The sequence below is a fragment of the Glaciimonas sp. PAMC28666 genome (genome assembly GCF_016917355.1).
In the GTDB taxonomy this organism is placed as follows: domain Bacteria; phylum Pseudomonadota; class Gammaproteobacteria; order Burkholderiales; family Burkholderiaceae_D; genus Glaciimonas.
The window spans coordinates 805,700-825,916 of sequence record NZ_CP070304.1; the positions used below are offsets into that span (position 1 = coordinate 805,700).

15 protein-coding genes are annotated in these 20,217 nt (G+C 51.6%); 10 read left to right on the forward strand and 5 right to left on the reverse strand.

Annotated elements, in window-relative coordinates; genetic code table 11:
* Positions 1 to 58: 58 nt before the first annotated feature.
* From JQN73_RS03590 to JQN73_RS03605, 4 genes are all read right to left on the reverse strand, one after another.
* A complete protein-coding gene (locus JQN73_RS03590) occupies positions 59 to 667 on the reverse strand; it encodes a GDYXXLXY domain-containing protein (RefSeq protein ID WP_205321796.1) in 609 nt (202 codons plus the stop codon).
* The gene (locus tag JQN73_RS03595) at positions 660 to 2,915 is read right to left on the reverse strand and encodes a DUF4401 domain-containing protein (RefSeq protein ID WP_205321797.1); all 2,256 of its coding nucleotides are present in this window, start codon (positions 2,913 to 2,915) and stop codon (positions 660 to 662) included. Before JQN73_RS03595 ends, JQN73_RS03590 begins: the two co-directional genes overlap by 8 nt.
* Positions 2,906 to 4,801, reverse strand: coding sequence for an MFS transporter (locus tag JQN73_RS03600; RefSeq protein WP_205321798.1), 1,896 nt, complete (start codon positions 4,799 to 4,801; stop codon positions 2,906 to 2,908). Before JQN73_RS03600 ends, JQN73_RS03595 begins: the two co-directional genes overlap by 10 nt.
* A gap of 451 nt (positions 4,802 to 5,252) precedes the next feature.
* Entirely contained in the window at positions 5,253 to 5,708 is a 456-nt protein-coding gene (locus JQN73_RS03605) for a CBS domain-containing protein (protein ID WP_205321799.1), read from the reverse strand.
* 300 nt (positions 5,709 to 6,008) lie between these two features.
* On the opposite strand from JQN73_RS03605, the gene JQN73_RS03610 reads away from it, so the two are divergent.
* The 4 genes from JQN73_RS03610 to JQN73_RS03625 all read left to right on the forward strand — a co-directional run bounded on the left by JQN73_RS03610 (position 6,009) and on the right by JQN73_RS03625 (position 9,468).
* Positions 6,009 to 7,340, forward strand: a complete 1,332-nt coding sequence (locus JQN73_RS03610; RefSeq protein WP_205321800.1) for an O-acetylhomoserine aminocarboxypropyltransferase — start codon at positions 6,009 to 6,011, stop codon at positions 7,338 to 7,340.
* A gap of 1 nt (position 7,341) precedes the next feature.
* Complete coding sequence (locus JQN73_RS03615) at positions 7,342 to 8,238, forward strand: alpha/beta fold hydrolase (RefSeq protein WP_205321801.1); 897 nt, start codon at positions 7,342 to 7,344, stop codon at positions 8,236 to 8,238.
* Between the two features lie 37 nt (positions 8,239 to 8,275).
* Entirely contained in the window at positions 8,276 to 8,614 is a 339-nt protein-coding gene (locus tag JQN73_RS03620; RefSeq protein ID WP_205321802.1) for a DUF962 domain-containing protein, read from the forward strand.
* A gap of 383 nt (positions 8,615 to 8,997) precedes the next feature.
* A complete protein-coding gene (locus JQN73_RS03625; RefSeq protein WP_205321803.1) occupies positions 8,998 to 9,468 on the forward strand; it encodes a DUF3761 domain-containing protein in 471 nt (156 codons plus the stop codon).
* Positions 9,469 to 9,604: 136 nt separating this feature from the next.
* Here the strand turns inward: JQN73_RS03625 and JQN73_RS03630 are convergent, their stop codons facing one another.
* Positions 9,605 to 10,888 carry a YihY family inner membrane protein gene (locus tag JQN73_RS03630; protein WP_205321804.1) on the reverse strand — a complete coding sequence of 428 codons (1,284 nt, stop codon included), beginning with the start codon at positions 10,886 to 10,888 and terminating at the stop codon, positions 9,605 to 9,607.
* Between the two features lie 111 nt (positions 10,889 to 10,999).
* On the opposite strand from JQN73_RS03630, the gene wrbA reads away from it, so the two are divergent.
* From wrbA to JQN73_RS03660, 6 genes are all read left to right on the forward strand, one after another.
* Positions 11,000 to 11,632, forward strand: a complete 633-nt coding sequence (gene wrbA / locus JQN73_RS03635; RefSeq protein WP_205321805.1) for an NAD(P)H:quinone oxidoreductase — start codon at positions 11,000 to 11,002, stop codon at positions 11,630 to 11,632.
* A gap of 1 nt (position 11,633) precedes the next feature.
* Complete coding sequence (locus JQN73_RS03640) at positions 11,634 to 12,125, forward strand: DUF2069 domain-containing protein (RefSeq protein WP_205321806.1); 492 nt, start codon at positions 11,634 to 11,636, stop codon at positions 12,123 to 12,125.
* Positions 12,126 to 12,254: 129 nt separating this feature from the next.
* Positions 12,255 to 13,670: an FAD-binding oxidoreductase gene (locus JQN73_RS03645; RefSeq protein ID WP_205321807.1), complete on the forward strand. Its 1,416-nt coding sequence runs from the start codon at positions 12,255 to 12,257 to the stop codon at positions 13,668 to 13,670.
* A 260-nt stretch (positions 13,671 to 13,930) separates the two neighbouring features.
* Positions 13,931 to 15,580, forward strand: coding sequence for a DUF1800 domain-containing protein (locus JQN73_RS03650; RefSeq protein ID WP_205321808.1), 1,650 nt, complete (start codon positions 13,931 to 13,933; stop codon positions 15,578 to 15,580).
* Positions 15,581 to 15,583: 3 nt separating this feature from the next.
* The gene (locus tag JQN73_RS03655; RefSeq protein ID WP_205321809.1) at positions 15,584 to 16,921 is read left to right on the forward strand and encodes a DUF1501 domain-containing protein; all 1,338 of its coding nucleotides are present in this window, start codon (positions 15,584 to 15,586) and stop codon (positions 16,919 to 16,921) included.
* A 389-nt stretch (positions 16,922 to 17,310) separates the two neighbouring features.
* Complete coding sequence (locus JQN73_RS03660; protein ID WP_205321810.1) at positions 17,311 to 19,737, forward strand: catalase; 2,427 nt, start codon at positions 17,311 to 17,313, stop codon at positions 19,735 to 19,737.
* Positions 19,738 to 20,217 lie beyond the last annotated feature (480 nt).

Consider the following 20,217-nt stretch of genomic DNA (forward strand, 5'->3'; position numbering starts at 1 on the left):
ATGATCCTGATTAATTAAGCTTTAAAAGATAATTTTACCAGTGCAGATGACGAAACAGTTATTCGGACACCGGTTCTGGGGGGTTTCCCCCATTTTCGATAGAAGATGAGACAGACTTTTGCACAGACCTTTGCACAGACCTTTGCACTGATGGATTGATGAGTTGCATCTGATCGTCCTGCAAACCGACTAGTAAAGCCTGCCCGTCTGGCGCAACCCGAAACTGGCCGTAACGTGCCGCCGCAAAAGCCGTACCTTGGCCTTCTTGAAAGAAATAAGCGTCTGAGACCACTTTTACATGACCGTTACGCACCCGGTACTCGATCAAAGCCTCGTTGTGCGATAGCGGCTTGCCATTGTCTAACCGAACAAATTTTGCGGGTAAATGGGAGGTATCATCCGGCACCATGATAACCGCCTTGCCGGTGATTGGCAGCGATGCAGAAGATCGCATAATATCGCGGGATAGTTGCCAGTCCAGCGCCATATAGTCCCCTTGCATCAATGACCGTGGATCGACCGGGGCCATCGCCAACGAGACGCTACGGCCATATTTAAGCAACTCTTCTTTGTGCCAGATCGCCTGATTGATGGCCGCCAGTATCAACATCAGCCCGATCAATATCAACCCGCCGCGATTGCTTTTTACAATGCTTCGATCAAACATTTTCCACCTTCACGGGCAGCCACCGTTGAAGAAAACAGGCCGTCAGCAGTAAGCCGCCGGCCGACATCAAACCAATGGATTTGACCAATAAGGTTAAATCCATTGAATAGTAAAACCACCCCAGATAACCTAGCGAAGCGACGATACCAAGCGCAGTTATCCCAGATCGGCCCCGCGCAAACCCGAGCAACATCAACATGGCTCCCACAACAAAGCCAACCACCCACATTCCCAGGATAGCGAATACCAGGCCGCACGCGAGGGTAAGCCGCCGCTGCATAGTTGATAAGGATGAGGATAATTGAACGACCAGCGCAAAAAATATCATGCCAACAATGGCAGGATCAAACAGGTATAGCCATCGATATAAGCTGTTGCCCAATCCGTCGCTACGATGATTATTTGCCACCTGCGTCAGCAACCAGGAGGGAAACCAAATGGTGGTAAGCGCAAGGCACAGCAGCGCCAACGTCAGACCGATAGTCACCGGCAAAAATGCGTGTCGCAGCCGCATCTGCCAGTACGACTCATCCAGCCAGAGCAGCGCCACCAGTGCAGCGCAGATCGGCAGGACCGGACTTGGTCCGAGCCACATCAGGCAACCGATATGCAGCGCCAGCACCGCAAAAAAAGTACATAGCAGGCGGTGTAAAAAATTAGGTATCAGTGTCACCAATAAAGCTTGAATCAAAGCGATGCAGAACAAAGGCCACGCGACATCGACGCCATAAGTCGCAAATAACCAAAAGCCCGCCATCCCTTGCCCCGCCAAACTTAATGCTAGTGCTATCTGATGCCACAAATCGGTATGGCCGGCTCTTAGCATTCCGTCAGCCACCGCAATCAAACCTAGCCCACCGATGAGTAAGGCGCTGTCTCCGCGCTGCAGATGATCGATTAAGAAAAAGCCAAAAAATGCCATCAGGAACAGGCCAGCCAACCAACCGCAAACGCCCAGCATCAAACGCATGAACCACGGTGCAGGCGGCTCTGGCGGCGACCACAGTGGTGCTGCGTTTGATAGCACACTACCTTCCTCATGCAACCGTTGCCAAAGGCGTAAATATGACATTTCCGAGGTATTTTTATCAGACACGATGTCGGACCCATTGATCAACGATTCAGGGCCGCTCATTTCAACCACCGTGACCCAACTACGCTGCATGGACCGTAGCCAGAGTGCTGCCAAGGTTGAGGCAATAACCAGAAATAGTCCTACCACCATCAAACCGATCATTGCAGGAAAATTTTGTCCGAAAAAGAGCATCCCAATTAACTGTCCGGTTCCCACCGCTATCAGCGCACAACAGCAACCGGTCAGCAAAACCAGGTCGCGGCGGCGGCGATAGAGCACGAAAAATCCAACAAATACGATCAACATAACAATCGAACTTAACTGAATCCAAACCGAGTGAGCACCTAGCCGATTTATAAGGCGACCGGATAAAAAAATAAAATGACTGGTACCTGACGCTAACGCCAGTAGGGCTGCAAAGCGGATGAAGATGCGATATCTATGCAAATTATCTGCGATAGCGGACTTGGGATCACTACGGTATAAAACGATCTCAGTGCAGCCCCATATCAAGCCATTTAGCCAGAATAACCAAACGCTTAACGGTTTCCCTCCTTCCAGATTACTGAAGAAGCCAAACGTCGTATTCATGGGATATAACGTCAATGCCAGATTAAGCAATCCTAACCAAAGGCACCATGCAATATTCAGACGGGAGACCAATACCCAGGGAAAGATTAAAATACTCCAGGTCAAAAATAATTGGTAGGAATCTGCGCCGGTTTGATAAGTCTGGCCAAAATAGGCCAGCAGCGCCCCACAAAGCAACATCGCCGCCAGCAAAGCGGCCTGCCCCTTTAACGTATCCAGCGTAAAACGTCGCGCCAGTAATGCCGCTGCGATCAATAACCCCTGCAGTAAAATGAATTTGGCAAAGCGCGGCAAAGCGTCCCAATTAAAGGAAAAGAAAAAAATCACCCCAACGGCTAGAAACAAAACCCCTGCAAACAAACAAATATTTTGCAGGAATTCTTTCCAGTCGGCACGCCCCGGCAACACACCTGAAAACCGCAAAGCACGCTCAGCCGCAATCGGCGATATTTTTTTTTCTTGCAGCCACTGCGTTATCGCCGGGCGCATGGCAGCACCCTGACGTAGCGGAAGGTGCTCAGATGAAGAGTAAGATTCTTCGCCAGATTGCATGTGCGGCGTCGGTTGCAGCGTCACTTCCATGCACCCCGCAAATCCTGCACCTGTTGTTGTAGATATTCTGGCGTCGCATCGGCTGGGACAACGGCTTTTCCTACTGCCAATTCCAACACTGACAACGGGCCGCGTTTGAACGAGCGCCCAAATGGATTGCCTTCGCTATGGGTCCACATGCTGCCCCACAATCCACGCAAAGCCATCGGAATGACCGGAACCGGCGACCGTGCAATAATTTTACTGACGCCTCCGCGAAATGCACTGATATCACCGTTAGTAGTCAATTTACCTTCTGGAAAAATGCAGATCAGGTCGCCTTCTTCAAGTGCTTTCGCGATGTCCGAAAAACTTTTCTCCATCAATACCGGATCTTCTTTTGCCGACGCGATCGGTATTGCTTTGCTATTTCTAAATACCCACGCCAAAACCGGTATTTTGAAAATCCTATGATCCATCACAAAACGGATGGGGCGCGGGCTGGCTGCCATAATCACAATCGCGTCCACATAACTGACGTGGTTACACACCAGCATCGCCGCGCCATGCTCCGGAATTCTGCTTATATCCACGGTACGTACGCGATGGATGGTATGGATCAAAATCCACGCCAAAAACCGCACCAGATATTCTGGCACTACGGAGAAAATGTAGATGGCTACCACTGCGTTAAGGATAGCTGTCACCATAAAAATTTGCGGAATCGTGAGGCCTGCTTTTAACAACACCATCGCCAGGAGCGCGGCCACAACCATAAACAAAGCGTTCATGATATTCATCCCTGCTATCGTGCGCGACAAATGCGCTGGATCGCTGCGCGTTTGAATCACGGCAAACAAGGGAACAATATACAGGCCGCCGAACAATCCGATCATCAGGCAATCAAACAGAATTCGTACGCTGCTATGCTGTGCGAAAAAACCCATAAAATCGACCGTACCGGTGTTGGTGTATCCCTGACTTGCCAGAAACAGATCAAAACCGAATACTGATAATCCAATCGCGCCAAATGGCACTAAACCAATTTCCACCTTATGACCGGAGAGTCGCTCACAAAGCAGCGAACCGCCGCCGACACCGAGCGAAAATACCGTCAACAATAAAACGAAAACACTGTGATCTCCATGCAAATAGTTTTTCGCATAAAGTGGAAATTGAGCCAACATGATTGCGCCATAAAACCAGAACCACGAATTGCCCATCATTGCCAAAAATACTGGGCGATTCTGACGTGAGAAACGCAAATTGCGAACCGTTTCAGTAATGGGATTCCAATTGATTTTCAAGTCAGGTTCCGGCGCTGGCGTCAGCGGAATTCGGCGGCTAAATAACCAGCCGACGATTGCGATGAGAATAGTGCCGCCGGCTACCAGTTCGATTCCCCACGACTGGTGCACGACCAATACCGCGCCCAGAATTTCGCCCAGCAAGATACCGACAAAAGTCCCCATCTCAATGACGCCATTACCGCCGATTAATTCATCTTTTTTTAGTTGTTGGGGGAGATAGGCGTATTTAACAGGGCCAAAAAGGGTTGAATGCAAGCCCATACCCACGATGGCTGCCACTAACACCCAGAGATTATGGTTCAGCCAGCCGAATGCCGCTAACGACATAATGGCGATTTCCAGTAGTTTTACAGACCGGGCTATGCGAGACTTTTCGAATTTGTCGGCGAATTGACCCGATGTTGCCGAGAATAGTAAAAAAGGCAAAATAAACAATCCCGGTATAAGATTATTCAGGAAGCCGGGGTCCATGCTGGTCCAGCTCAACGCGTCGTACGTCAGAATCGTGAGCAACGCTGTCTTGAAAACATTGTCGTTAAAGGCGCCAAAAAATTGCGTCCAGAAAAATGGCGCAAAACGGCGTTGGCTCAGCAATGTAAATTGATTCGGTCGATTTGATGGTTGCATGGGCGATCAATAAGTTAAAAACAGTACCTCAGGAATGCTCCTTCGGCGATTGTAGGTCGACTGCGTCGCATTGTGACATAGGCGCCTTCTCTCATTACCGCGTCGACATTTAAATTTAGCCGGGAGTTACGTTTTATATCTGAGCGCAGAAGCACATGCGCGTCACGTCACGTCATGCTGATCCCGTCGTGCGTATCCGACCATGATCGCACGCAGCCGATTACCTGATTGCCGATCGGCTCAGATTTCGGCGCTATTTTCACCAATTTTTATTACTGGATGATGATCGACCTCGACGAAAGTGCGCCAGGTATTCCAAAATCCGACCACAAATGTAAAAAAAACCGTCAGCAGCGACTAATTGCCACTAACGGTTTTTCTAATATTTGATCAAAATTAACTAACGCCCGCACATTTAACAGGGCAGAACTGTTAAAGCTTTGCTTCCCAATCAATCGTCAGGCGATGGCAAATTCGAAGGCCAATCCCGGATATAGGCTTTCAGCATCTTGTTTTCAAAGCCCTGCGCATCCAGAACCGCCTTAGCGACATCATAAAATGACATGACGCCAAGCAAGGTGTTTGCATCCATCACCGGAACGTAGCGCGCGTGGCGCTCCAGCATGATGCGCCGCACTTCATTCACCTCAGTATCGGGGGTAATCGTGATGGGACTGTCGTCCATGTGTTTTCGCACGGTGTTGGTGCCTACCTCGCCGCCATTTTCGTGGATCGCCTTAAGCACTTCGCGAAACGTCAGCATTCCCACCAGCGTGCCGAATTCCATCACTACGAGCGACCCGATATCCTTCTCGGCCATCGTATTGGTCGCCTCTAGTAGCGGTGTCTCCGGTGTCACCGTATAGAGGATGTTGCCTTTGACTTTGAGTATTTCAGAAACTTTCATTGGGTCATCCTGCCTTTGCTTGTTATGCTTGTATCGAGGAACCTGTCAGACTTTGTAATCGGCAAAAATGTTTGAACGCCTCATTTTCACCGACCTTAAGCAAGATAGTCCCACTATTGCCACAAAAAATCAGCAAAAAATTGCGTTGTTCAGTTACTTTTTTCTTCAACGCCCTAAAGCCGTTCAGATTCCTTGAATGTAGCTTAAGCCCGTTGAAAAATCTAGCACTGACTGAAACACTGACCATTCAAGACTAAAAACCGTACCACAAACAATTATAAATTAGGAGAATTCGTCGTCATGCGTAAACCACCCTCCCCTGGTTTTGATACTCTATCACTCCACGCTGGTGCTGTCCCTGATCCAACCACCGGAGCCAGAGCGACTCCAATTTACCTTACTTCGGCTTTTGTCTTTAAAGACTCCGATCACGCTGCGTCATTATTTAATATGGAACGTGCCGGACACATTTATTCGCGCATTTCGAATCCGACCAACGCGGTGTTGGAAGAACGCATTGCAGCGCTCGAAGGGGGCGTCGCCGGGATCGCTGTCGCCAGCGGTCAGGCGGCATTGCATCTCGGTCTTGCGACGATTGCTGGTGCGGGTTCACACGTCGTCGCGTCGCGTGCGCTGTACGGTGGTTCGCACAACCTGCTGGCTTACACCATGAAACGCTTTGGCATCGACACCACCTTCGTCGATCCACGCGATCTGGACGCCTGGCGCGCGGCGATTCAGCCGAATACCAAAGTATTATTCGGCGAGACGCTGGGTAATCCCGGTCTTGATGTCCTCGACATAGGCCGGGTTGCAGCACTCGCGCACGAGCACTATCTGCCGCTGATGGTTGACTCAACCTTCACCACACCCTATTTACTGCGTCCTTTCGATCATGGAGCTGATCTGGTGCTGCATTCCGCGACCAAATTTCTCTGCGGCCATGGCACCGCTATTGGTGGCCTGCTGGTGGACGGCGGCACCTTCGACTGGCAACAAGCCTATGAAAAGACTGGCCGCTTCGGCGAGCTATGTGCGCCTTATGACGGCTTTCACGGCATGGTGTTTTCGGAGGAGTCGACCGTAGCGCCATTTTCTTTACGTGCTCGCCGCGAGGGCCTGCGCGATTTTGGCGCCGCAATGAGTCCGCACAATGCTTTTGCCATCTTGCAAGGAGTGGAAACATTGGCCTTAAGAATGGAAAAACACGTTGCTAACACCCGGAAAGTCGTCGAATTTTTAGTGAGTCAGGATGCGGTTGAGTCGGTGGCGTATCCGGAACTCTCCTCCCATCCCGATTATGCGTTGGCAAAAAATCTCTTGCCGAAAGGCTGCGGCGCGGTCTTTTCGTTCAATTTGAAAGGTGATCGCGCAGCGGGCCGCCGCATGGTGGAGTCCTTAAAAATATTTTCCCATCTGGCGAACGTCGGAGACGCTAAATCTTTGGTCATTCACCCGGCGTCTACCACCCATTTCCGCGTACCCAGTGACCAGCTTGCCGCTTCAGGCATTGGAGAAGGCACTCTCCGGTTATCAGTCGGACTGGAAAATGTTGACGATTTGATTGAGGATCTGGCATTTGGCATAAAAGCTGCACAGCGGACCTCAGTCCCGTCAAAAAAGGGAGCTTGAAATGTTAATTAATGTTCAAGGACACGATGCCTATTGCTACACCGGCGGCAAACCCTTCGATCCCGCATTACCAACCGCAGTGTTCATTCACGGCGCACAAAACGACCATTCAGTCTGGATTCTACAAACCCGCTATTTTGCCCATCACGGATTCAGCGTGCTGGCGATTGATTTACCGGGACACGGACGTAGCCAGGGCGCCCCACTAACCGCTGTTGAGGCAATATCAGACTGGCTGTTGAAGCTGCTAAAAACTGTAAACGTGACGAATGCGCTACTGATTGGCCATAGTATCGGCTCTCTGATTGCTCTGGAGGCGGTCGCCCGAAGCTCTTCTCCGATGGTGATCGGTGGCATCGCCATGCTCGCAAGCGCGTACCCGATGAACGTTTCAGAATTATTACTAGATGCCGCAAATCACGATCAACCTTCAGCCATCGCGATGGTGAACAAATGGTCACATGCTAATTTCGTTCAAAAACCGTCCTGTCCCGGTCCCGGTTTTTTTGTTCTGGGGGGTAGTCAACGCCTGATGGAGCACATCGCACATCGCGATCAGCGCAATGTTGCCAAAGTACCAGAAGCGGCCTCCCAACAAAATGGAACGGATGCGGCGATTGCAAATCAGGGCGACACGGTTTTTTATACCGATTTCATCGCCTGCAATACCTATCGAAACGGTGATGCAGCGGCTTCCGCGATTCGCTGCCCCGCCCTATTCTTGCTAGGGAAGCGCGACCTCATGACGCCGCCAAAGGCTGCTAAGGCTATCACCAGCGCTATTCCCCAGGCCAAAGTTGTACTGATCGACAGCGGACATGCGCTAATGGCAGAGCAACCCGATGCTGTGCTTGAGCAACTATTTACTTTCGCCAGCGGCATTATCTGGCCAGAGTAAGATTGTCAGGATGCTGGTGCAAACGACGGAGCTCTAAATGCGTGAAGAAACCACAAAAAAAGTGAGGGGCGCTGAAAAAAATTATGCGTCCTTTGCCGACTTCTATCCCGACTATCTTAGTCAGCACGCCAACCGCATCTCCCGTCGATTGCACTTTATTGGCTCGACCCTGGCGCTTTTATCGTTTATTACGCTGCTAGCGACAGGTAAACCCTGGTGGTTATTGATGGCTGTATTAAGCGGATACGGTTTTGCGTGGGTCGGCCATTTCTTCTTCGAAAAGAACCGGCCCGCAACTTTTAGTCATCCGCTTTATTCATTGCGCGGCGATTGGGTAATGTTTCGCCAAATGATGACAGGAAAAATAACTTTTTAACGGTTTTTGCTTTAATGCATTTGTTTTATTTCAACATTATCCTTAAGAAAAGGATTACTATTTCATCTCCAGGAAAATTTATTTTAATTTGTTTGGTAAATCGGTCCTCGAAAATATCTCCCAAAGCGTTAAGCATTTGATAGGTAGACTTACCGTTTGTCCAAGGTGTCACATAGGTGCCGGTAAGTACCATATAAGGCACACATAAGTGTCAATTTTTGTGACACATCACTTCACGCACTATTTCAAGCTGCCTCTCAATCTGCATTTACTTTCGCCATACCTTGTTTTTGCGCTAAAAAACACCGCTCTACACCGTTCTCAATGTAATCCATATGCAATAGTATTTTGAATGTAATTCAAACAACTTTTGGAGAAGCACGATGAAAATGACGCTCGCAATGATCGCTTTGACCGCTGGACTGACCTTTTCCGCTAGCGGGTTCGCGCAAACTGCGCCTGCTACGGCGCCTGCCGGGACTTCCGGGCTATGCAAGGACGGCTCGTACTCTTCCGGGGCGACAAAAAAAGGTGCTTGCTCGAATCATGGCGGTGTTAAAGACTGGTATGTGCAAGCTGCCGGAACAAGCCCGGCAGCCATGGCCGCCGCTCCTGCCGCACCCGCTCCCGCTGTGGCAGCCGCAGCCGCTTCACCAATGAAAAGCCCCGCCCTTCCTGCAGCAACCGCAGCAGCAGGTGGTGGCGCCGGCAAAGTCTGGGTCAATACCAGTTCCAAGACCTATCATTGTTCAGGTTCCAAATGGTATGGAACAACCAAGTCGGGTTCTTATATGACAGAACCAGCAGCCAAAGCGGCTGGCAATCACGCTGACCACGGTAAAGCCTGCACTTAATGTGAGCGTTTAGCCTCTATTAAAAACTGTATGCGAAAGCGCCCCAACTCCGGGGCGCTTTTTTATTGGCTTGTTGCTTCACAGAGCAATTTTCCCTCTGTGTTCAAGGCAGCCCGTTCCTCTTACGCGCAACGATTCACGACGAATTTGGCGATAATTGCCCAAAATAGCGCGATAAAGACTGATCCAGCCCTAACTCAATCGTTTCCTCAACCCGCTTTGCCAACGGTGGCGCATCAATAGCGTTCGATGCAGTATTAAAGACAAACAAACGATAGATCTCTGCTAATTTCAAACTATCGGGATTAGCTAACAAGGTCCATTGATCCATGTGTGACAACGCATGGCGGTTCCAACGCAAGCGTCTGGGCAGCGTTCTGGTGAGACGTCCGACCCAGCCCTCCTCCAGCATTTGCTGCAATAAATGTTCGGACTCGTCAAAGCCCAGTCTGGTAGCACGCCGAATCTGGGTGGCACTGACCGCGGCGGATGCGTTTTCGATTCTGGCATGATGCAGAACCTGCAGCACCGCCATCGCATCCACAAAGGCACTTCCCGGTGTCGGCACATGCCACCACCGCTCGTGTTTAATCACCGGTAGCGCCGCCACGACTAAAGCGCCCACCAGCGTGATCATCCATAACATATAAATCCACAATAAAAAGATAGGAAGCGCGGCCAAGGCACCGTAAATGACGGTATAAGTCGGAAATTTAATCACATAAACGGCGAAAATCCGCTTAGCGACTTCAATAGCGATACCGGCAAACAACCCACCCCACACCGCATCACGCCAGTTGACGAATCGGTTCGGCACCACCACGTACAACAGAGTGAACGCCGCAGTCGTTAACGACACCGACATGACAGTGTAAAACCATTTTCCCAACCAACTAATCACCAAACCGTTGGTCGCCTCTGTCAGATAAGAGGTTGCGGTGATCGAGATTCCAATGAGCAAAGGCCCCAATGTTACCAGCGCCCAATATACGAGGGCGCGTTGAATAAAGGGGCGCTGAGTTTTAACGCGCCAGATGCTATTAAACACCTGATCGACAGTGGACATTGTCATGCCCGTCGTCACAATCAGGGCGACACCACCGACCGCCGATAGACTGGCAGATTTGCTAGCGAACTGATTGAGATTATTAAGAATCGTATTGGCAATCCCTTTTGGCATCAGGTTATGCACGAAGTACGCCTCCAGCGATGCGCGGAAGGTACTGAACAGCGGGAAAGCGGTAAATATCGCCAGCGCGATGGTCAGCATCGGGACCAACGCCAGAATGGTCATAAAAGTCAAACTGCTGGCCACTTGCGGTAGGCGCTCTTCACTCAGGCGACGACCGGCGAAACGAAATAAGTCGCGCAGTTCGTCCCATGACAGACCACGCAGTCTGGAAAATTTAAATGGAAACATATTTTTGTTGTGTCCTTTACAGCACGACGTGTCGTCACAAGTACGATTACATGCTTGCAAGCGCTATCGGGCAGCGTAAAGTGTTGATAAAGCGCCCTATAATACCAACCTATGAGCTCACCCCACACATCCAACATCAACAACCCCAAAATCATCATTTTGGTTTTGTATTATTCGCGCCATGGCGCGACCCGGAAACTGGCGGAATTTATCGCCCAAGGTATCGATGCCACAGCAGGCTGCGAAGCACGTTTGCGCACGGTCCCTGCGGTTTCTGCAGTGAGCGAGGCGACAGAATCTTCGATCCCGGAACAAGGCGCGCCGTATGTCGAGTTAGTGGATCTGGAGCAATGCGCCGGTTTGGCGTTAGGTTCACCAACGCGCTTCGGCAACATGGCGTCAGCCATGAAATATTTTTGGGATGGTACCAGTGCACAATGGCTTGGCGGAACCCTGGCCGGAAAGCCTGCTTGTGTCTTCACGTCCACCGGTAGTTTACACGGAGGCCAGGAAACGACGTTGCTGTCGATGATGACGCCACTCTTTCATCACGGCATGTTGCTGATGGGACTTCCCTACACGTTACCAGAATTGATGACCACCAGCAGCGGTGGCACACCTTACGGTGCCAGCCATTGGGCCGGAATGAATGGTACCAACCCGATCTCCGCGGAAAGCCGTATTCTGGCAATCGCGCAAGGCAGCCGACTGGCAGAGACTGCACGCAAACTGCAAGGAGAATGACATGACCAAAGACGCCAAAAAAGACACCGAAAATAATCTTGACCTCAATTCAAACGGGTCAACCACGATTGAATCGCAAGCCTCGGCCCAGTTGCGACTATGCCAGTGGTATTACTTCGGCACCTGCGGGAGCTTACTGGCATTGATCGCACTGTGCGTCGCCTGGGAATTGTTTTTGGCACCTTTGCGACCAGGCGGCTCCTGGATGGTGCTGAAGGTTATTCCTCTTTTGCTGCCGTTGCGCGGCATTCTGAAACGCGACATCTATACGATGCAATGGTCGTCCATGCTTATTTTGATTTATTTTGCAGAAGGCATCGTCCGCGCAACCAGCGACAGCAATCATCTCTCGGCGATGCTGGGAGGGGCTGAAGTGGCGTTGACCTGTCTGTTTTTTGTTTGCTCAATTTTATATTTGCGGCCTTACAAAAAAGTGGCAAAAGCGGTCGCGAAGGCAGCGATTGAAAAAGCTTCCCGCTCCCGATCGATGTAGTTGTAAGGATCTAATTACCACGAGATATTTATCATGAGGTATTCAACGCGAATTATTCAATACTTATCGATCAATCTAACTTAGCCAGACGCTAGATTTTCATCATCATTCGTCCATCACCAACTTCACATGACAGACTCTTCTGATTTTATTAACGCCTGCACCCACGCCATCGGTGAGGCTTATGTTATTACTACCGATGATGACAAAGCGCCCTATTTAACGGATCAACGTCAACGCTTCACGGGTCAGGCGATCGCGGTAGTCAAGCCCGGTAACACGGCAGAAGTTGCGGCGATTGTGCGTCTTTGCAATCAATTCAAGGTGCCGCTCGTTCCTCAAGGTGGGAACACCGGCCTGGTGCTAGGGAGTGTCCCGGATACCAAAGGCAACGCGATCGTATTGTCATTGAGCCGCCTTAATCGGATTCGGGCCGTTGATCCGGTCAATCACACGATCACGGTCGAAGCGGGAACCATCCTGCAGCACGTCCAGGAAGCCGCTGAGGCTGCCAGCCGTTTGTATCCATTGTCGTTAGCCGCAGAGGGCAGCTGCACCATCGGGGGCAATCTGGCCACTAACGCGGGCGGTACCGGAGTTTTACGTTATGGCAACACCCGTGAATTATGCCTGGGGCTTGAAGTTGTGACAGCACAAGGTGAGATCATGGAAGGTCTGCGCGGCTTGCGCAAGGACAATACCGGCTACGATTTACGCGATCTATTTATAGGAGCAGAAGGCACGCTCGGCGTAATAACGGCAGCGGTGATGAAAATATTTCCATTGCCAAAATCGCAGTTAACCGCGCTGGTTGCTTTACGCACGCCAGATGAAGCCTTACGTCTCCTGACGTTAGCGCAAGGCCATTGTGGCGCAGCCCTGACCGGATTCGAGCTCATGTCCGATCTTTGTTTGCAACTGGTCGCTAAACACATGCAACATCTGACATTTCCATTTTCAATACATCATGCGCACTATGTGCTGCTTGAACTGTCAGATAGCGAGTCAGAAGCCCATGCCAGCGCTATGCTGGAAGCACTATTGGCGAGTGCCCTTGAAAATGATATTTGTCAGGATGCTGTATTGGCATCATCCTCTTCTCAATCAAAAACTTTGTGGAACTGGCGCGAAAGCATTTCCTCGGCCCAGGCTAAAGAAGGCAAAAACATTAAACATGATATTTCTTTGCCGATTTCACGAATTGCGGAATTCATCACTGTCACCGACGCGCTCTTGCAGCAACATTTTCCCGAATGTCGCAACGTGACTTTCGGCCATTTGGGCGACGGCAATTTACATTACAACGTTTCGCCGGCCATCGGCTATTCCATCGACCTGTTTCTGGAACAGCAATCGCATATCAATCGTGTCGTTCACGATAGCGTGCACCAGTTTGGTGGGTCTATTTCGGCCGAGCATGGAATCGGCGCATTAAAGCGTGATGCGCTATTACATTACAAATCGTCGGTAGAAATTTCCCTGATGAAAACAATTAAACACGCATTAGATCCGCAGAATCTGATGAACCCAGGCAAAGTCCTCTGAAGTCGATCCACGGGTGAACCGATTATCGATTTTCGCGCTCTTGCGCGCTTTTTGAATTTGCTGCTAATTTGTTATTAAATTTGCTCACCAAGCATTCACGCATTTAACTTGCCCTTGATTTCCCCCTGAACGCGCGGTTTTACAGACTGTTACACGGCGTTTGTCCACCTAAACCCCTTCAGCGCGTTAAGCTCTGATAACTATCGGTCACCGCCCCACTGGCTGGTGCAGCTATAACGCTACTTCACCATCGGATCAAGATGCTGCCGACCCACCAAAAATCTCGTTTCAATTCGCCACTGGTTACGATCTCATTTTTGTTTAGCGTAGGGATCGGCGCGTTGAATCCGCTCTGCGCAAGCGCGGCACCGGCATCTCCCATCCGCACTCCTGACTTTACCCCGGTTCTGGCACCCACCGTTACCCCTGTTCCATCGCCCTCCTCCTCTCTTACGGAGAACGAAAAAGCGCTGCATGTGCTGAATCGTCTGGGATATGGACCGCGTCCGGGCGACGTGGATGCGATAAAAAAAATCGGTATCAAGCGCTATATTGCGCAGCAGCTGAACCCGGACCGTATTCCGCTTCCGCAGTCGTTAGTCGATCAGTTGGCCAGCCTTCCAACCTATCAACTTAGCCAAACCCAGCTGTATCAACAATACGGTCCGCCATCTTTCCCGCCTAATACTGCGACCCAGGAAGAGAAAAATCAATCGCGTCAGCGGGCTAATAAAGAAATCACCCTGCAATCGCACCAAGCCCGTTTATGGGAAGCGACCGAAAGCCCACGTCAATTGCAGGAAGTGATGACCGAATTCTGGTTTAACCACTTCAATGTTTTTGAAGGCAAGGAATGGGTTCGCTACTGGAATGGCGAATTTGAAAAAAACGTATTGCGCCCCAACGCACTGGGCAACTTCAGGCAATTACTGGGATCGGTAGCGCATCATCCCGCCATGCTGTATTACCTGGATAACTGGCTCAGCAGCGGTGTTAATACACCGGAAGCCCGGGGCCGCTTTAAAGGCCTGAACGAAAATTATGGTCGTGAACTACTGGAACTCCACACGCTAGGGGTAAACGGTGGTTATACCCAGGCCGACGTGATTGCCCTGGCTCGGATTCTGAGTGGCTGGACGATCGATGTAAAAGACATGAAGAATGGCGCCGCGAACGGGGCCAACCCAGACCAGCCCACTTTCATTTTTAACCCGCGTCGTCATGACACAGGCGACAAGGTCTTTCTCGGTCAAACCATTAAAGGTATTGCCGGTCCTGGCGGGGAACAGGAAGGCGAACAAGCCTTGGATATCGTGGCGCGACAACCCGCCACGGCGCGCTTTGTTTCCACCAAACTGGTCCAATATTTTGTTAGTGATAAACCTGATCCGGCATTAGTAGAAAAGTTGGCCCAGCGATTCCTGAGCAGCAATGGCGATATCAAGGCCGTACTGCATACACTTTTTGAGAGTCAACAATTTTGGTCGCGCGCTAACTATCAAACCCAGTTCAAGACGCCTTACCAATATGTGGTATCCGCATTGCGCGCCAGCGACATTCCAGTCGCCAATGTGCGGCCCGTGGATAACGCACTGAATCAGTTAGGCCAACCGCTCTATGGCTGGCTGACTCCCGAAGGGTATAAATTTTCAGAAGAAGCCTGGCTCAATCCCGATGCGTTGCTGCGCCGAATCAATTTTGTCAGCAGCCTTAGTAATGGAAAATCACCAATAGGGTTTCCGCCACCACCGCCAGGGCCGCCGAATAATGCGGTCCCTTTAGATCCGCAACAGTTAATCAAGACCCTTGCACCGATGCTCGATCAACGCAGCATCGATACGATCACCGCCGCCCCGGCAAATCTGCAAGCCAGCATGATTCTGGGTAGTCCCGATTTTATGAAGAGGTAAGTCATGAAGCGCCGCGATTTTATCCGCAGTATCAGTCAACTAGGCATCGTCGGTAGCGGTGCTATCCTGATTCCCATTGGACTGTCTGGTTGTGTTGTCGCCCCCTCCACCAAACCCAATTTGGCGGGGCTACCAAAGGCCAACAGAGGCGCGGCACCGCTGGCCTACGGTACGCCGCTGAAACGTGATCGCCAGACGGGGGATGGCACTCCACGCATGATCGTGGTATTTCTGCGCGGTGCGGTGGACGGACTGAACGTCGTGGTACCACACGGCGATCAACATTATTACCAGGCGCGTCCCACTATTGCAGTCGCTCGTCCGGGAGAGACAAATGGTGCAATCGACCTGACCGGATATTTCGGGTTACATCCAGCCTTGCAACCGCTAAAGGCGTATTGGGATAGCGGCCAGTTGGCGTTCATCCATGCCTCCGGCTCGCTCGATATGTCGCGCTCGCATTTTGAGGCGCAAGACTATATGGAAACCGGCACACCCGGACAACATAACACGCAGGATGGCTGGATGAATCGTCTGCTCGCCACCATGCCCGCCCACGAAGCGCCGATGCAAGCCCTGACGCTTGGCGAGTCCATACCGCGCATCTTGACCGGCAGATCGGTAGTTGCGAATATGCCGACAGGACGTGATGCCACCCGACTTACGCAGATTGATAAGCCTGACGTCAACCTTGCCTTCAACGCGCTCTATCAACAAGATCCGAGTTTGGGAAAAGCTTTCCGGGACGGTTTAGCTGCGCGCAAGGAAATGTTGATGGACCTGACCAGTACAGAACAGCGCGCCGCCAATAATGGTGCCCCGTTGCCAAACGGACTCTCCATCGATACCACCAGACTGGGTCGTCTGATGTGCAGCAATCCGGCGATACGACTCGGCTTCGTCGCCGTCGGCGGATGGGATACGCACGCGAATCAGGGTAACGGCGCTGGTCAGTTAGCTGGACGGCTGCGCCCCCTGGCCGATGGTCTGACCACTCTGGCGAAAGAACTGGGGCCCGCCTTTAACGACACCGTCATCGTGGTGATGTCTGAGTTCGGCAGAACCTTTCGCGAAAACGGCAACGGTGGGACCGATCATGGCCATGGCAATGTGATGTGGCTACTCGGCGGCAACGTGCGAGGCCGTACCATCTACGGGACCTGGCCCGGCATAGACGATAAATCACTCAACGAAGGCCGTGACCTGGCGATCACCACGGACTTCCGCAGCGTGTTAGCAACGCTGGCGGAAAAACATATGGGTGTCAGCGACCCCGCGCTCCAACGCGTATTCCCTCAGTTTCCTGGCGTTGACAATCAGAAACTCAATTTCTTGATATAAGCATTGGCGCAGTTAAAATTCTCACTAAAACCTTAGGGTAAAACCGGGGAAAGTACCGCAATTAATTCGCATTTTATCCTCGGTTAAGCATCATGCTATTAAACATTATCGCCAGCAAATTTTATCAATTGACGTAGAGCATCGCCCTATCGTCAGTATCAATCGGTGCGCAAACCCCGTGCGCTCTATCCTACAAAAAAATCAGGTTTCTTCTGATAACAATTCCTCGCCCGAAGTCTAAAATAAATTAATCGGCCTACACTCAACACGTCTTTGGTCATGCCATACCAGTTGGCTGGGATCAGGCCGATTGTCGGTTTATTGCGCCGTGCAGTTCCAGCTAGACGTTTCAATTGATTGCCCTTCCCATCCTACGCGAGGTAGAACCCATGGTGACACGTAAAAAAAATCCGTCTTCTACTGACGGTGCCGGATCTGTATTAAGTACTATCGCAGGGCCGTCGAATGCCGCGCCTCCGACCAGCGTCGGGACCACGGAAAGTGCCCCGAATAAACTACTGGAAAAAGTGGTGACCAGCCAGGCTTTAGCCGCACAGATGCCGCATAACGATAGCAAGCCCGGCGAATACGGGACCGGAGAGAGTGAAGCGCCGGCTCCGCAAGTGGGCTCAACGGGCCAGCCAGCCAGCGAATTGGCAACTGCCAGTACCGCATCAGAAAACAATGCCTCACCCAAAATTGGCGACGGTCAACCAGACATCGGCGGCAATCCTACTTCTGGCCCGCTTGATCGTGTACGTGTTGATGCTGGCGGTCAAGCCCTCACGACCAATCAAGGGGTGGCCGTTGCAGATAATCAAAGCTCTTTAAAAATCGGCTTGCGCGGCCCGGCTGCATTGGAGGATTTTATTCTGCGCGAGAAGATTACCCATTTTGACCACGAGCGCATTCCCGAGCGTGTCGTGCATGCGCGCGGAACAGCAGCGCATGGCTATTTCGAATCTTACAAAGACCTCAGCGATCTCACCCGCGCCGCGCCTTTCGCACAAGCTGGTAAACGTACGCCGGTTTTCGCGCGATTTTCTACCGTGGCTGGCGAACGCGGCTCCGCCGATACCGCACGCGATGTACGCGGCTTTGCGGTGAAATTTTATACCGACGAGGGCAACTGGGATCTGGTAGGCAATAACATTCCGGTTTTTTTTATCCAGGATGCAATGAAGTTCCCTGATTTGATTCACGCAGTGAAGCCGGAAGCACACAATGGCATTCCGCAAGCGTCGAGCGCCCACGATACCTTTTGGGATTTTGTTTCGTTGATGCCGGAATCGACTCATATGCTGATGTGGGTGATGTCAGACCGGGCTATCCCGCGGAGTCTGCGGATGATGCAAGGCTTCGGCGTGCATACATTCAGACTTGTGAATACCGCAGGCGAATCCGTTTTTTGCAAATTTCATTGGGAGCCCATCGCAGGGACGCATTCACTGGTCTGGGATGAGGCAGTAAAGATCGCCGGTGCCGACGCCGATTTTCATCGTCGCGATTTGTGGGAGGCGATTGAGGCTGGTGCCTATCCCGAGTGGGAATTGGGCTTGCAGATATTTAGCGAAGCGCAGGCCGAACAGTTTGGCTTCGACGTCCTGGATCCTACAAAACTGGTGCCGGAGGAGTTGGTTGCCGTTATTCCGGTAGGAAAAATGACCCTCAACCGCAATCCGGATAATTTTTTTGCAGAAACCGAGCAAGTAGCTTTCTGTACAGCGCACGTCGTACCAGGAATTGACTTCACCAACGACCCCTTGCTGCAAGGTCGCATTCATTCCTATATCGACACACAGATAAGTCGGCTTGGCGGTCCAAACTTCCACGAAATCCCAATCAACGCGCCGCTGGCGCCGGTCTACAACAATCAGCGCGATGGCATGCATCGTCAGGCAATTCATCGCGGCCGCGCCAATTACGAGCCTAATTCTCTAGGGGGCGGCTGTCCGTTCCAGGCAGGCGCGCAGGGCTACACCAGCTTCCCGCAGCCGATCGCGGCCGATAAAGTACGCGGCAAGCCTGAACTATTTGCCGACCATTACTCCCAGGCCAGATTGTTCTGGACTAGTCAAAGCCCAGCTGAGCAAGCGCACATCGCGTCGGCCTTCCGATTTGAGCTGACGCGCGTGCAAACCCCTGCTGTACGCATCCGTGTGCTATCGATGCTGGTCAATGTTGATCCAATACTTGCGGAAGCTGTGGCCCATGGCCTGGGGTTGGAAGTACCGCCCGCGATGCCGCTCGCGTCCGATTTGCCGATGCCGGAATATGATCCGTCGCCCGCTTTGTCCCTGACATTTCGGCCTGGCGAAGGCGGCATCAAGACCCGTAAAGTTGCGGTACTGATTGCGTCGGGCGCAGATGGCGCAGGAGTAAAGGCAATCTACGGATCGTTGCTCGCGGATGGCGCGGTACCACGAATAGTCGGTGCCCAACTCGGCAAGGTGGCCACCAGCGACGGACATTTCCTGGATGTCGAAATTTCGCTGGAGGCAGCACCGTCGGTACTTTACGATGCGGTGGTCGTCGAAGCTAGCCCCGACAGTGCCACAAAATTAGCGAAGAACGGCCAAGCGATGGATTTTATACGAGACCAGTATCGCCACGGCAAGCCGATTATGGTGGTTGGTAATGGAGAAGCCTTGTTCAAAGCCGCGGGCGTAATGTTGGCGCCCGCTCCTCCGAACGACCCCGCCTTCTCCGATACCACGACGCAAACCTTGGCACAGGCTCTGGGTATTTTCAAATTAGCGCTGGCGGGCCAACGTGCCGTCGTGCGTGAGTCTGAGGCGCCACCAATAGAAATGTAATTCAGCGATGCTCCCCGAGGTAACGATGACTTCGGGGAGCATTGAGGGAGATACAAAGCTTTAAAGTTTTTACCAATGTTTTGCTACGGTTCGACTAAGTTTGCATTGGAACGTGTTGCCCGCCCGGAACGGGATCGCCCACTGGCGGAGGCGAAGTTGGTGCAGGTTGTGTTGGTGGAATCTCCACCGGCGGTGGGTCTTGGTGCATAACCATTTCGGCTCCTTCGTAGGTTTTACGTGAACGATTGGCGGGAACGCCTGAACAACAGAATTGTTGCTGCAACCACAATTTAAAAGCCGAACGCTTCACCGGGTATCAGCGCACGGCTGATTTAGTTGTAGGCAAATAGGAGATAGTGAAAAAACCGGATTTCCACTTTACCCCCGCGAGCAAGGATGATAAAGAAGTTGCAATTGATGCCGAGAAGCGCGCGCCCCGCGTAGATTGAAGTCTGTATGCCTTCTTGGACGATAAAATTA

Bases quoted from the DNA above. Each gene is read 5' to 3' on its own strand.
- JQN73_RS03590 (WP_205321796.1), bottom strand. From the start codon at position 667: ATGTTTGATCGAAGCATTGTAAAAAGCAATCGCGGCGGGTTGATATTG.
- JQN73_RS03595 (WP_205321797.1), bottom strand. From the start codon at position 2,915: ATGGAAGTGACGCTGCAACCGACGCCGCACATGCAATCTGGCGAAGAA.
- JQN73_RS03600 (WP_205321798.1), bottom strand. From the start codon at position 4,801: ATGCAACCATCAAATCGACCGAATCAATTTACATTGCTGAGCCAACGC.
- JQN73_RS03605 (WP_205321799.1), bottom strand. From the start codon at position 5,708: ATGAAAGTTTCTGAAATACTCAAAGTCAAAGGCAACATCCTCTATACG.
- JQN73_RS03610 (WP_205321800.1), top strand. From the start codon at position 6,009: ATGCGTAAACCACCCTCCCCTGGTTTTGATACTCTATCACTCCACGCT.
- JQN73_RS03615 (WP_205321801.1), top strand. From the start codon at position 7,342: ATGTTAATTAATGTTCAAGGACACGATGCCTATTGCTACACCGGCGGC.
- JQN73_RS03620 (WP_205321802.1), top strand. From the start codon at position 8,276: ATGCGTGAAGAAACCACAAAAAAAGTGAGGGGCGCTGAAAAAAATTAT.
- JQN73_RS03625 (WP_205321803.1), top strand. From the start codon at position 8,998: ATGAAAATGACGCTCGCAATGATCGCTTTGACCGCTGGACTGACCTTT.
- JQN73_RS03630 (WP_205321804.1), bottom strand. From the start codon at position 10,888: ATGTTTCCATTTAAATTTTCCAGACTGCGTGGTCTGTCATGGGACGAA.
- wrbA (WP_205321805.1), top strand. From the start codon at position 11,000: ATGAGCTCACCCCACACATCCAACATCAACAACCCCAAAATCATCATT.
- JQN73_RS03640 (WP_205321806.1), top strand. From the start codon at position 11,634: ATGACCAAAGACGCCAAAAAAGACACCGAAAATAATCTTGACCTCAAT.
- JQN73_RS03645 (WP_205321807.1), top strand. From the start codon at position 12,255: ATGACAGACTCTTCTGATTTTATTAACGCCTGCACCCACGCCATCGGT.
- JQN73_RS03650 (WP_205321808.1), top strand. From the start codon at position 13,931: ATGCTGCCGACCCACCAAAAATCTCGTTTCAATTCGCCACTGGTTACG.
- JQN73_RS03655 (WP_205321809.1), top strand. From the start codon at position 15,584: ATGAAGCGCCGCGATTTTATCCGCAGTATCAGTCAACTAGGCATCGTC.
- JQN73_RS03660 (WP_205321810.1), top strand. From the start codon at position 17,311: ATGGTGACACGTAAAAAAAATCCGTCTTCTACTGACGGTGCCGGATCT.